Annotated in this window: 16 protein-coding genes; 6 read left to right on the top strand and 10 right to left on the bottom strand. The window is 34.4% G+C overall.

Annotated elements, in window-relative coordinates; translation table 11 throughout:
* Nucleotides 1–268 precede the first annotated feature (268 nt).
* Entirely contained in the window at nt 269–469 is a 201-nt protein-coding gene (locus LS41612_RS11125; protein WP_010859201.1) for a cold-shock protein, read from the top strand.
* A gap of 74 nt (nt 470–543) precedes the next feature.
* Here LS41612_RS11125 and ccsB read toward each other — a convergent pair whose 3' ends face one another.
* The 3 genes from ccsB to LS41612_RS11110 form a co-directional block, all read right to left on the bottom strand.
* Complete coding sequence (ccsB, locus tag LS41612_RS11120) at nt 544–1,713, bottom strand: c-type cytochrome biogenesis protein CcsB (protein ID WP_024364093.1); 1,170 nt, start codon at nt 1,711–1,713, stop codon at nt 544–546.
* A gap of 198 nt (nt 1,714–1,911) precedes the next feature.
* Nucleotides 1,912–2,334, bottom strand: a complete 423-nt coding sequence (locus tag LS41612_RS11115) for a GNAT family N-acetyltransferase (RefSeq protein ID WP_024364092.1) — start codon at nt 2,332–2,334, stop codon at nt 1,912–1,914.
* Nucleotides 2,335–2,345: 11 nt separating this feature from the next.
* Nucleotides 2,346–2,825, bottom strand: a complete 480-nt coding sequence (locus LS41612_RS11110; RefSeq protein ID WP_024364091.1) for a GNAT family N-acetyltransferase — start codon at nt 2,823–2,825, stop codon at nt 2,346–2,348.
* 275 nt (nt 2,826–3,100) lie between these two features.
* On the opposite strand from LS41612_RS11110, the gene LS41612_RS11105 reads away from it, so the two are divergent.
* The 3 genes from LS41612_RS11105 (at nt 3,101) to LS41612_RS11095 (ending at nt 5,063) form a co-directional block, all read left to right on the top strand.
* A complete protein-coding gene (locus LS41612_RS11105; RefSeq protein ID WP_024364090.1) occupies nt 3,101–3,655 on the top strand; it encodes a GNAT family N-acetyltransferase in 555 nt (184 codons plus the stop codon).
* A gap of 541 nt (nt 3,656–4,196) precedes the next feature.
* Entirely contained in the window at nt 4,197–4,361 is a 165-nt protein-coding gene (locus LS41612_RS11100) for an aspartyl-phosphate phosphatase Spo0E family protein (protein WP_024364089.1), read from the top strand.
* A gap of 219 nt (nt 4,362–4,580) precedes the next feature.
* The gene (locus LS41612_RS11095; RefSeq protein WP_029747373.1) at nt 4,581–5,063 is read left to right on the top strand and encodes a hypothetical protein; all 483 of its coding nucleotides are present in this window, start codon (nt 4,581–4,583) and stop codon (nt 5,061–5,063) included.
* 185 nt (nt 5,064–5,248) lie between these two features.
* Here the strand turns inward: LS41612_RS11095 and thrS are convergent, their stop codons facing one another.
* The 6 genes from thrS to LS41612_RS11065 all read right to left on the bottom strand — a co-directional run bounded on the left by thrS (nt 5,249) and on the right by LS41612_RS11065 (nt 10,175).
* Entirely contained in the window at nt 5,249–7,171 is a 1,923-nt protein-coding gene (gene thrS, locus LS41612_RS11090; protein ID WP_024364087.1) for a threonine--tRNA ligase, read from the bottom strand.
* Nucleotides 7,172–7,665: 494 nt separating this feature from the next.
* On the bottom strand, nt 7,666–8,175 hold the full coding sequence (locus LS41612_RS11085) for a hypothetical protein (protein ID WP_024364086.1): 510 nt from the start codon (nt 8,173–8,175) through the stop codon (nt 7,666–7,668).
* 185 nt (nt 8,176–8,360) lie between these two features.
* The gene (locus tag LS41612_RS11080; RefSeq protein ID WP_024364085.1) at nt 8,361–8,825 is read right to left on the bottom strand and encodes a hypothetical protein; all 465 of its coding nucleotides are present in this window, start codon (nt 8,823–8,825) and stop codon (nt 8,361–8,363) included.
* Between the two features lie 103 nt (nt 8,826–8,928).
* Nucleotides 8,929–9,414, bottom strand: coding sequence for a GNAT family N-acetyltransferase (locus LS41612_RS11075; RefSeq protein ID WP_024364084.1), 486 nt, complete (start codon nt 9,412–9,414; stop codon nt 8,929–8,931).
* Nucleotides 9,415–9,429: 15 nt separating this feature from the next.
* On the bottom strand, nt 9,430–9,777 hold the full coding sequence (locus LS41612_RS11070; protein ID WP_024364083.1) for a DUF3147 family protein: 348 nt from the start codon (nt 9,775–9,777) through the stop codon (nt 9,430–9,432).
* Entirely contained in the window at nt 9,777–10,175 is a 399-nt protein-coding gene (locus LS41612_RS11065) for a MarR family winged helix-turn-helix transcriptional regulator (protein ID WP_024364082.1), read from the bottom strand. Before LS41612_RS11065 ends, LS41612_RS11070 begins: the two co-directional genes overlap by 1 nt.
* 439 nt (nt 10,176–10,614) lie before the next feature.
* Between LS41612_RS11065 and LS41612_RS11060 the strand changes: the two genes are divergently transcribed.
* Nucleotides 10,615–10,950 carry a DUF3147 family protein gene (locus LS41612_RS11060; RefSeq protein WP_024364081.1) on the top strand — a complete coding sequence of 112 codons (336 nt, stop codon included), beginning with the start codon at nt 10,615–10,617 and terminating at the stop codon, nt 10,948–10,950.
* 323 nt (nt 10,951–11,273) lie between these two features.
* The gene (locus tag LS41612_RS11050; protein WP_024364079.1) at nt 11,274–11,921 is read left to right on the top strand and encodes a FusB/FusC family EF-G-binding protein; all 648 of its coding nucleotides are present in this window, start codon (nt 11,274–11,276) and stop codon (nt 11,919–11,921) included.
* 118 nt (nt 11,922–12,039) lie between these two features.
* On the opposite strand, the gene LS41612_RS11045 is transcribed toward LS41612_RS11050, so the two are convergent.
* The gene (locus tag LS41612_RS11045) at nt 12,040–13,320 is read right to left on the bottom strand and encodes a membrane protein (RefSeq protein WP_024364078.1); all 1,281 of its coding nucleotides are present in this window, start codon (nt 13,318–13,320) and stop codon (nt 12,040–12,042) included.
* Nucleotides 13,321–13,370 lie beyond the last annotated feature (50 nt).

The raw sequence follows: 13,370 nt of genomic DNA, 5'->3' as shown, positions 1-13,370 counted from the left end.
AAGCACTTTATACCTTTGTTTTTTAGCATTTTTTATTATCATTATAGTTAAAAATGATATTATGTAATTTTTTCTTACTAAAAAACGGCATTTGCTGGATAAATGTATGAATCTGTTATATAATGAAAGTAATAATTAAATTGCTTCATCGTAAACAATGAAACCACGTATTCAATAGTAACGTGTTCTAGCGAGCTTCTGATTATGGTATTATTTTATACTGATTGAAGGAATATGATTGTTGAATTTATTTTTGGAGGTTTTTTAAATGACTCAAGGTACAGTAAAATGGTTTAACGCAGAAAAAGGTTTTGGCTTCATCGAAGTAGAAGGTGGAAACGATGTATTCGTACACTTCTCTGCTATCCAATCTGAAGGTTTCAAAACACTTGAAGAAGGACAAAAAGTAGAATTCGGCGTTGAAGAAGGTAACCGTGGCCCTCAAGCTACAAACGTTGTAAAACTTTAATTCTCGTTCAAGAATTAACAGTTCAAAGTCCAAGAGACATCCTTTACGGATGTCTCTTTTCATTTCCTTATTTTTTATGCGTAAGAATGCAGACCAGCAATGACTAAATTAACGAAAACTTGATTAAATACAATGATGCCAAAGCCAACAATAGATAGCCAGGCTGTTTTCTCCCCTTCCCATCCTTTTGACAGACGAAGATGCAGAAATGCCGCATAAAATAAAAACGTAATGAGCGCCCAGACTTCTTTTGGGTCCCACCCCCAATACCTTCCCCATGCAATTTGTGCCCAAATCATAGCAAATAATAAACCGCCTAAAGCAAACAATGGGAAGCCAATCACTACCGCCCGATATGAAATTTCGTCCATTAAAGCTGGTTGTACACGGCTTGTTAATGGTTTTAATAGCACGATGAGTGGCTTTCTCAAGAGCAGTCGGATGGCACCATACAAGATGGTTCCTACCATAAATGCCCATACGATAGAATTTAACTTTTTGGCATCAATTGATGGCGTAATCTTCAACCAGCCGATTGTCTCTCCACTTTCTGTGACCGCTCCTTCATTAACAATAAGTGGTGTCATCGTATAGACTGCCTTTTCCTTCATACCTTGCGCATTTTCAAATTGAATGTGTACTTCTTCCGTCGTTACACTAAATACCGTTGCTGTAGCACTAAATCCAATTACCACAATCAAACAGTACATAACAAACTCTAACGCAACGGTACTACCCGTCCTTTTATGAACATCCAAAGATTTCAGTAAATAGATAATACCAGTTGCAAATGATATCGATAAAATAGCACTTGAAAACGCTACTGTCATAACATGAATTGTTAACCAGTTACTTTGCAGCGAAGGTACAAGAGGTCTCACCTCATTTGTAAAAACACTTCCATAGCCCAAAATAATTAGTACTACTGGAATTAAAAATAACCCTACGACAATTTGTTTATATAAGTAATGAATAATAAGAAAGCTAGCTGTTAGCATAATGCCAAAAAACGTCATAAACTCATACATATTACTAACAGGTGCATGCTCGACTGCAATCCATCTTAAAATAAAATACACTAATTGCAAGATGAAAGCTGAATATGTAAGTATAAGACCTAGTCTCCTAAACGAACGCCTTGCAGATTTTACTGCTAATCCTAACGGTAAAATCGCAATTAACAGTAAGATAAAAGCAAAAAATAACGAATACCCACTTAAGCTTATTAAATTTTCAGTACTCAACACAACGACCTCCAACATCCTTTTTTTGTAGAAGCTGTAAATTGCTTCTCCATAATAGAACGTCATGCCAAACATTAAGTGCCCTTTTTGAAGCTCATCTTTCCTAATTAATAGATAATGTTACAAAATTATGACAGAGAAAAAGGGAGCAAATTACGCTAGTCCCCCTCCTGTCCATGAATAAGAATACGAAGATTGCTATTTTAATGTAAAGTAAATAATTTCTGGATCATCGTCATCTAAGTTTTCTATATAGCCACTTCTTTTAAATCCTGTAGCGTTAAATATGTTTTGCATCTTTGTATTGGAACGATTCGTTGACGAGAAAATTTTGGCAGTGGGTGCTCTTTCAATAAAATCTACTAATAGTGCGGTAGCAACACCTTTTCTACGTTCAGACGGTTTGACTATAACTAATGAAATAAAACTACAATCAAAGAAATCCGTTGTAAAAATTAAAAATCCTGCAATACAACTTTGTATTTTGTAAATCATGCATCGTCTTTCTACTATTGCATGCTTAATGCGATCACTTCTTGAATAGTCACCTATTACTTCTTTATCCAATGCACAGAGAAAAGTGAAGTGTTCCATACTTGCTTCTATTATGTACATCTGCATTCCTCCTCACTTCAATGATCACTTTGTAAATAATAGCTCATCACTTTCAACTCGCTTTTGATGCCTACTGCACATATGCCTTCATCGACAAAGCCACATTTTTTATAGAGCGCCTGAGCTGCTGTATTCGGAAAATTAACACCTAACACTAATTCATTGATTGTAGGAAAATGCAGTCGTACAAATGTAGGCAATAATTGTAATGCTTCTTTGGCATACCCTTTTCCTTGTTCATGCATATCTGTTGAAAATCCACGAATTAAAATGGCTTGGTTATTTTCTGAATAAGGTTTTACTCCTTCATTTTCGTGAAGAACAAAAAAAGTGACAAGCTTCTCACCTTTCATTGCTAAAATGGCATGCCGATTGATATCGGTTTCGGAGAGTTTAAGACTTGCCATTGGGGACATTGTATAGAGAAGTTGCTCCTGTGATAACATATATTGTTCAATTAATGAATAATCTGTTTGATCATAAAACTTTAACCGCATTATACCCCTTCTTCCAACTAGTACATTTTTTATTATTAAATTCTAACCTATTTTGGGAATTACTAGCAAAACCCAACCATCATTTGACAAAGTTTGATTGCATTTTATTTTTTCATGTAATTACTTAAAATTCCAAACTATGCTATTATTATACTATTCAAATTAAAGGAGCTGTGAATATGATTGTAATTAACGCAGTAGAAACGTTGTTTGAAAAAAACTAATTTTCAAAGGGATAGTACACAAACTGCACCCTTAGATAAGGGAGATTTTATATGGAACAATATTTTAAAGATTTTCTAAATGGACAATCAATTATATTAAAACAAATGGCATCCTCTGATTTAGAAGAGTATATACAAATAGAGAATGAAAAGCCTACTTTATTACTTGCTAATGATGAGATACCATTCCCACATACAGTTGAAGACCATTCTTCATTCTTTCGAAATATTAGTGGAAAAAAAGAAGAATTTTTCTTCGGCATTTTTGAAAAGACGACGCAACAGCTTATTGGATCATGTGGTGTATTTTCTATCAATTGGACCAACAGCACTTGCTTAGTAGGCATATCAGTAAGTGAAAAATGGCAAGGTAAAGGATTAGGAACAGATGCAATGCAAACACTTATCACCTTCATATTCGATTACATTGCAATCAACAAAATTAAACTACAAGTGTTCAGCTTTAATGTAGGAGCCATTCGCTCTTATGAAAAATGTGGCTTTACAAAAGAAGGGATACTACGGAATGAAATTTTCCGCTTTGGCAAATTTCACGATATTCTCTTATTTGGCCTATTACGTGAAGAATGGCCCCCACGTAGCTAAAAAAGCGCACACATTCAAAATAATGAATGTGTGCGTTACTCATTTGCTACTTATTGTATTTTGAGCATTTCGATTCCCAAAACCATCACATTATGAACAGTTGTTTATAAACTGTTCAGTTCAATATTTTAAAAAAGAAAAATCCCTAATAATTAAACAGCAAATAATAGGATTTGATAAATTGCGACAATATATGAATGAATGTAACTATTAGCAATTTCTTTTCTAGGTAGGAAGAATAATTCATCTAGTAAAAAAGACATATATCATACGCGTTAAGTTCTTAACGATTTCTTAAAGAAAATCTCGTTATACGCGCTAATTATGTAACGTAAAAGCTGAAAATAAGGAGAAATGAAACTAGTCTATTATTTATTAGTATGATCCATAAATAGACTTATATGTGACTAAATTACGAATTTCATTTCCTATACACAATGTGACAATTTTTTTGTTTTAACTGATATACAATGAAAAAGCTGAATCGAAGCCATGAGAATTTTAAATCAAGAATATGTAGAAAAATTAGGAGGAGAAAAAGTTGGTAAATTTATTGTTTAAACAATTCTTGAAGTTTGAAATCGAGATTAAAAGGAGAATTATGTATAAAAAGGCAAAAGATTTAGGATTTACACACCCTGCTGTAGTTGACTATAGCCAAGAGCTAGATGTGTTGCTAAACAGATATTTTAAACAAGCTTCCTAAAAAGGAGGGGTCATTATCATTACATTTTATAAAAAACGCGCATTTTGGATAAAACCAGTCAAAAAGAGTATTTTCTTGGCTGGTTTTTCATTCAATTTCTTCACTCGTTAAAAAGCTATATCGCCTTTTCCCAGAATTCTGTATGTTATTGTCATGAAACGTATATATAACAAGAAATTGGGAAATCTACCTATAACGCTAATTATAGGAGGCCAAATTATGCAAGTACTTCTTTTAACCTTGGTCGTTTTTTCTAATCTATTTTCACACTCACAGTCTATACCAAAAGAGTCGACTGCTACTATTTGTGAACCAATCACAACAACAAACACTACGCTAAAATACCCTAGTAATCACTTTCAAACTTTTCTTGTAGAAGACGAATTTTATAAGCAATTAGATAAATCACTCTATGAAGAATATCATGGTGCAACATTCAGCATGCGTGAAAAAATATTATTTAAAGACGTGCCAGAAACTCGTGAATTTTTTTATACGAAAACAGATACTGTCAGTCAAGAAATGGATCTCTCTAATCACACAATGATTCATCCAAACAGACAAGTGTATTTCTTGGCTTCCTATCGCCAACATGCACAAGAAGAATTTCATAAATATGCAGTGATTGATGCAGAAACAAAAAATTTACTTATAGGGGGTAGTACCTACTCACCAATAATAAAATCTGCCAATACTCCATAATAATAAATGAAATAATCTTCTATCTACACTATATAATATGCATGAAAAAACATATCTAGAAGTAACGATTATACTTTTGTATCTATACGAAAATTCTTACTTTAATACATGTGCATACTAAATCATTTTATTAAAAATAATAAAAGCCTGATTGAACATCTTATCAGGCTTTTATTTTATTGCATTTAATTATCAGACAACGCTTTTTCGCTAATTTCGAGCTTAATTTCTTCAATAAATTGCTGTAATGGTTTTTCATTCAACACTTGTTGACCATAGTTCCGCACTGTTACACTTTGATTGTTGCATTCATGATCGCCCAATACGAGAATATACGGTATTTTTTTCAATTGAGCTTCTCTGATTTTTTTCCCTAACTTTTCTTGGCGGTTATCTTCACGCACCCGTATATGTTCTTTTTCAAGTGCTTGTACTACTTGCTGAACATATTTTTGGTGTATCTTAGCCACCCCTATCACAATAACTTGTTGTGGTGCTAACCACGTCGGAAAGGCTCCACCAAAATGTTCAATTAAAATACCTAAAAAGCGGTCAATCGAACCGAAAACAGCGCGATGAATTACAACAGGTCTTACTTTTTCGTTTTGTTCGTTTAAATATGTTAAATCGAATTTCTCAGGCAGTTGGAAATCCAGTTGAATCGTTGCACATTGATGACTTCGTTTAATAGCATCCTTTATATGAATATCAATTTTAGGGCCGTAAAACGCTCCGTCTCCTTCATTTATTTTATATGAATAACCCGCATTTTTCAGGACATTTTCCAATGCCGATTCCGCTTCATCCCAGAGCTGAATATGCCCCATAAAATCAGCAGGGCGCGTCGACAATTCAATTTCGTATTGGAAACCAAATACTTGATACATATGATCGATGATTCGCAGCGCTAAATTGATTTCATCTTCTATTTGCTGTGGTGTGGCAAAAATATGGGCATCATCTTGGCAAAAAGTTCGAACTCGTAGCAGTCCATTTAATGCTCCGCTAAACTCATGTCGATGCACTTGTCCAAATTCCGCCATACGAATCGGTAAATCTCTGTATGAGTGTCTTGCATTTTTAAATATCAGCATATGTCCTGGACAGTTCATAGGTTTCAACGCAAAGCTTTGGGCATCTACTTGTGTAAAGTACATATTCTCTTTATAGTGCTCCCAATGTCCTGATTGTTCCCATAAACGCTGGTTCAGCATAAATGGTGTACGAACCTCTTGATAATCATATTTTGTTTGTAAATTGCGTAAAAAAGATTCTAATTCATTTCGAAGTATTTGGCCATTAGCTAGGTAAAAAGGCATACCTGGCGCTTCTTCTGAAAACATGAATAATTCGAGTTCTTTTCCTAATGTACGATGATTGCGTTTATCTGCTTCTTGTAAAAAGATAAAATAATCATTTAATTCTTCTTTTGTAGCAAATGCAACACCATAAATTCGCTGAAGCATTTGATTTTGGCTATCGCCGCGCCAGTATGCCCCTGATACATGCATTAATTGAAAGTGCTGTAATTTACCTGTTGAGGATACATGCGGGCCACGACATAAATCATAAAAATCACCTTGCTCATAAAGCGTTATGAAATCATCTTCTGGAATATCAGCTAGTAATGCTAATTTCAGTTTATCATGTTGAAACAACCGGATTGCCTCTTCACGTGTTAGTTCTTTTCGTTGTATTTGAATGTTTTCTTGCACAATACGATGCATCATTTTTTCTATTTTTTGTAAATCCGTTGGCACAAGAGAATGTGATAATTCAATATCATAATAAAAACCGTTTTCGATTACTGGTCCTACGCCAAATTGGGCTTCTGGATATAAGCGTTTAATCGCTTGTGCTACTAAATGAGCTGTGGAATGACGAATAACCTCAATTCCTTCGTGTGTGCTAGCATCAAATAGGTTGATTTGGGCATCTGCCAAAATAGGGCGCGTCAAATCAGTAATGGTTCCGTTGACACTTCCTACAATTGCTTTTTTGCGCAGTGCTGGACTAATCGCCTGTGCAATGTCGGTTAGTGTAACACCTTTTGTAAATACTTGTTGCTTTCCATCTGGAAACTGAATATTGATAACTTGATTTGACATGATCTTTTCTCCTTTACTGAAAAATTAAAAAAAACACATATCCGTCCCTAAAATAGGGACGAGTATGTGTCATTTACCCGTGGTTCCACCCAAATTCCCACTAGATGCACTAGCGGCTCATTGTCTTTGCAGTAACGTTGCAAATAACGGTGCAAGTTTCCTAGCACTGCTCAAAGGTAGTAAGAATTGACGCTGCATTAGGAAGTTTTCAGCCTAGGCTCCCCTCTCTGTAAATCGTTCATCAAAACTCTCGTCCTTATCATAGCTGTTTTCATGGTTTCATGAAATTGGTATTCACTATATCGGACATCTCAAAAGTTGTCAATAATTGAAAAAAATTTTTTTCCATTCTCAAAATCCCTGAAATATGAGCGTACCAACATGTAAAACGCATACATTTTTTTGAAAAAATTTTTTATCGCCTTGTCATTACCCATTTTGTTAAACAAAAAAGCTACTCATAAGTTTTAATCCTTACGAATAGCTTTTCTAATTTAAATATGATTCACTATTACTTCATTATGCCAACTAATAGAATCTGATAATTGATAGGATACTAAGTTAGCTGTTATGACTAACATCACACCAGCTCTTGATAGCATGGTCTGTGTCGGTTTCTCTAACACTAAAACGACGTAACCCTCACCGCTCCCTTGGTCATCTATCGCATTTGTCGCATCTATTTCAAAAGTAGTGTACTTATCTTCTGTCAAAGTAAGGATACGTTCTTCTCGATAGCTGCCATGTTCTTTCAAATTGTAGCTAACAGGCATCCAGCCTTCTGACCAATCAATACTACCGATAATTTCTTTACTTCTGCTAGCTAGTTTACCAATCGAAAATGTAAAGTAGATTCTCATTATTGCTTGATCTAATTCATTTTTTCCTTCACATATCGCTTCCACTTGTAGCCTTATATCACCTTTGGACTGTTTCCGAACAATTATGAAGATGGACACTAAAATACTAATAACAGCTATGATGCCAACAATGACTAAACCCATTAGACCCCTCCTATCATTCCAATAACTATTACGATTAGATTACCACAATTTAGGAATAACAGGTTTTTTTCATCAAACAATCTTATGAAAAGACAAGCGCCTAATAGATATGACAAAATTTGAGAAAAAAAACAATTGGATGAACCCATTGAAAGATGCCGATTTCGATATGTCACCGTTCTTTGTTAGGCATTTGGTTGAAGCTCTGCCGTTAATGTAAATGGTATGTTTAAATATTTGTATTGAATCGTAATCTTTTGAATTGCTGTAGCATGTACTTGTAATGCGTAATGTTGCGCTTGTTTACCAATTGCCTGACGATCTATGTATTGACTAGGAAAAATACTCACTTGTGTTAGTTTATGAAATGTCATATTAGGATTGTTCTCAATTTTTGCGCCAACTTCAAACGGTTCTGATTTACTAATGACTAGCTTGGCATTGTCTGGCAACTTTTCATCGACAAGTATCGATTGTAGTTGTAGCTCTCTTAGCCCTTTATTCTCAATTTCTATTAATCGAATAGACGGATTTCCATCAGCGTTTGTATAACCATTGACAACAAGTGGTGGATTGCTTTTCAAATAGATGATAAAAGCCGCTCCCACTACTAACACACTAAAAAATAGGATAAATATTATTTTTTTCATTAGATTCCTCACTTTCAAGCTTCACCATTAGTATAAACGACAAATACCGTAGCGGAACAGAATTTTTACTAATACATTCGTGAACTATAAAAAAACATCTGCCTTATATGGAGACAGATGTTTTTTGCAACCGTATTTCATCGCGAATGGGGATACCGTCATGGCCAATCAAAGGAATCTCCGGTTTCAATGCTCTTGCTCGCTCTACCGCATTTGGTAGAACTTCTACGAGAGAATAGCCTCGTTTTTGATAAAATTTTAGTGCATGTAAATTATCATTCGTAGTGATGAGTGAAACAACAGTACAGTGATGCTGACGTGCTTGTTCTTCCACGGCTTTTAAAAGGCATGAGCCGATTCCTTTCCCTTCTTCCATACTATCAAGGGAAATAATTTCACATTCAGCTCCCCGAATTTCATAGGTTATTAGACCTACTATTGTTTGATTGTCATTTACAAATACAAAACCTTCTAATGTACTACAATCATAAATACCACTGGAAATAACCATTTCCGTACTTCCCCAATGTGTTTGAAAAAACGCTTGAACATCATTTTTTGAAACTTGTGAACGATGGATGATTGGCATAATAATCTACCTACTTTATATTGAAATATGAAATACACCAGCGATGGCTTTTTGAATACCTAAACATATTACCCATGACATTACTCCTAGCCCTATAGCAAAGACAATATGAATAGACGATTTCATTGCCAAATACATAACAAATAGCATAACCATTGTCGCAGGAAGTCCAACTATTACACCAACCGTAAATCGCTGTATATGCTCATTTGGTTCACTTTGAACGGTTAGCCAAATAATACTTAAAATACTGACAAGTGGCAGTGCGGCTATCATACCACCATATGTAGGAAATCTTCTAGCAACTTCTGTAACAACTGCAATAATTGCAGCAGAACATATAATTTTTACAACTGTATAAATCATTTCGACACCTCGCTTAATAGCTGAAATGCTTCTAAAACACTTTGTTGTTCTTTTTCTGATAAAAGAAGTAGCGCCTGCTTTAGTTTGTTATCATCTAATTCCGTATTTTTCTTTACAATCTGTAATCCATCCGCTGTAAGAAAAAGCTTCACTTTACGTTGATCATTGGCTGCTCGAATCTTCTCAACCCAGCCATGTCGTTCTAGCTTTTTTACATGCTCTGAAGCAGTATTTTGCGAGATATTTAATAATTTTGCAATATCTCGAACCGTCACTTCATCTTCCTTTTGAATCATCTGTAAAATACGCACACTTTGATGGGAAATATTATCTTCATGTGTTGTATGGAGATGATAGAAAATATTTGTAAAATAATAGTTTATATCTTGTATCATACTTTTTACTCCTTTAATATATCGTCACTCACGATTATATCGTATATAACGATATATTAAAAGAGATTTCTATTAAAGAAATGAAATTTTTAATACTTGCAATTGTTCACTTATTTTGCACAGGATTAGAATTTAACACAACCCTTTCCTCTCCCATTAAATCATTGTCTTTTTCTGTTTACTACTGATCTTTTCATTACTGCGCTGACAATATATTCGTGTTTGGATGGACTGTTTTTAATCTGCATCAAACCTATATTATGGTATACACTCTTGCATTTGCTACCATCCTTCTACTGAATTTCGCTATTAATTTCAAATCAACATCTATTTTTGCTAACTTTTTGCTACTTACATTCGGAGGACCTTGTAAGCAGGAGTTATGTGCAGTATTATTACACTACTAATCTTGAAGAGAATAAGAAACTGAGGGTTACAATTGCTATATTTGATTTATTTTATTGTTGGTGGAACTATTATGGTTTTAGCCTTACTTTTAAGCCAATCTAAGTATTTATTTTTATCGGGCATTATTACGGCGTTGCCAATTCTCACGCTTATTAACATGGGTATGCAAATGAAGCATATGAAAGCTGACACCTTTCACAATGTTTTACAAAATACGGTCTTTGGTGCAGTAGGCATGTTACTTTTCACTGTGCTCGCTTTGCTATTAACAAACTGGTATAAGCCTAGCATTGCCGTACTAAGCGCTTTACTTGTCTATGCAATATTTATGCTATGTGGAAAATTTATTATGTCATTGCTGACATAAGTTGGGCTACCTAAATGTAGCTCTTTTTATATGAGCCAAATTTTTTTTGCCTTCTTGTTGTAAAAACTTGAATGCACAAGTTTATATCCCCTTACATAGCATGTTATTTCTTCCTCCACCGCTCTTTCTTTATTTCGTTCCCTTTTAATGTTAAAATATTTATAGTTTGCTTTACAAGGAGGAATCGAAATGGTCGCATTCTTTTGTAATGCCTGCTCTAGACCCATTAATTATCAGGTCGAAGAGGTCTAGGTAAACCCCACAAATGGATGATCTCTTTAGGCCTAAAATAAAAAAAGCCTAATTTACAGGAGTGAATTCACATGGAAGAACAAGCAATTCAGCCGTTTTTAACGGTGGCTAACTATCATTTACTTGAGCAACAAATGAATAAAATTTTACAAACACTTGCTACTACACAAGATAAAAACGTCATTCTGACTGTGCGTGGTCTTGTACAAACAGAAATTACTGAAAAAGTTGTCATGACGCCTGCGCAAGCGCAACTCATTGAGCCTATTTTATCTGTAACAGAACGTGGAACAGGTGAAGCCTATTTAAATGATTTAAAATCGTTTGTTATCCCATTTAAACCAATTACGGCAAGCACAATCAAAAGCCTGTTTAAAAAAGAAAAGAAGCTAAAATTGCCGAATCTTGAACAAATGGATTTTCAACAAATTTGCTATTTCGCTTGGGATGATTATGGTACCAATCGAAAATATGTCATTATAGAGCAAGACGATAAATTAAAGGCAATCAAAGGCACTTTCGCCCATCATACAATTCGTGGTATATGCGCAATCTGTAATCGTCACGCTGAAATTGGACTATTTACTACATCCATTAAAGGAAATATCGTCGGCACTTATACAAATCACAGCAATTACATTTGTGCAGACAGCGATTCGTGTAATCAACATGTGACAGATATGGATAAGACCATTACATTTTTTGAGCGCATTACTTGATTATTAATAAGCCTTCTCCGCTTTGGAGAAGGCCATTTTTGTATTAAGCGAACTACGCACAAAAAAACTATCCTAAAAAAGTTATTACCATTAACTTTAGCGGATAGTTTTATTTATTTTAATTATTCAGCTTATGCCTATTAGATGGCAAAATAGATGATGCTATAATAACGAACCCAAGCATCAGAACAAAGATTAAATCCAGTAAACCGGTGTGCATGGATACTGTAAACACAGTAATTGTGAATGCGTAAGCGACAGTATGGAAACTACGTATGCCATTTTGTTTTACTTTATTATAAATTAGAGAAATTAATACGCCATACAATAGGAAGCCAATTGCTACTAATAAATAACCTCCGTCTAAAAACAATTGACCAATAAAAGTTGGCGTTGTTGTTCGCTGTTCACGTGTGACTAATATACCTCTTTCGACCGTAATTGAATTAACGACCTCGGTAACTTTCATACGTGGTGAGATTTGCTCGCCAGGTAAAATTGTACTAAAAATGCCTTTATGGATTTGACCTTTTAAGTAATCTTCTTCTTTTGTGTATTCGATAATAGTACTTAACACGATATGACTTGTGACAGCTTCAGCATTTAATGCACGCACCCATTTCGGTGTTAAGTTTACTTTTTGTTCAGCCGTTAATAGGTTTTTTTCTTCCTCCGCAGTTAATTCTACATCGGGTTGCGTACGATCATTGAATGCCTTTGTCGTATCCTCTGTCATCACACGTATAAAGCCAAACAACGAAAATCCGATACCAATTACGAATAATGCTGTTAAAAACCATGTTAGCTTCACTCTTTTCACAACATAATGGAAAACAATAATCCCAGTAAATAACATAATAATAAGCGGTGTACGGTAGCCCATTAATAGAAATAGAAACATAATAACTGCAAAAATCGAACCGTATCCGATTGCTTTTTTCCAGGTCATCTTCTTTTCCAAAATCATTTTATAAGATAACAGTAATAAAACCCCAAACCATAATAATTGGCTAAAGAAGTTTAACTTTGGATCTAAATTTCGGCGATTGGCTTCGTCCGTTATCCCTAGACTCCCACTAAAAATCATCATTAAATAGGAACCTAATCCAAGCAACGTTAAAACAACTATAAAATGAATGATATATTTCCCTAAGAATGACAGTCCGAATGTGGGAATTGTCCATTGCAGTTTATCGATTAAAAATACACCTATGTAATAACAAATAACGGCTAAAATTACAGCCGGCCAAATAGATACATGAATACCGAATTGTTCAAATTTATGCCAATCAAATAAGCTAATAAAAAAATATAGCAGTAAAATAAATGGCAAAAAGAAATACGGTGAAAACATATCGATTTTATTTAATTTCCCAAAAACCTTTTTCAATTCGCTCATACATATCACACCAAATAGATGTTATTTCCCCCTTTTTCTTTTTTTGTAAA

The organism is Lysinibacillus sphaericus (assembly GCF_002982115.1).
Taxonomy (GTDB): domain Bacteria; phylum Bacillota; class Bacilli; order Bacillales_A; family Planococcaceae; genus Lysinibacillus; species Lysinibacillus sphaericus.
This window is presented reverse-complemented; position numbering and strand designations above follow the sequence as displayed.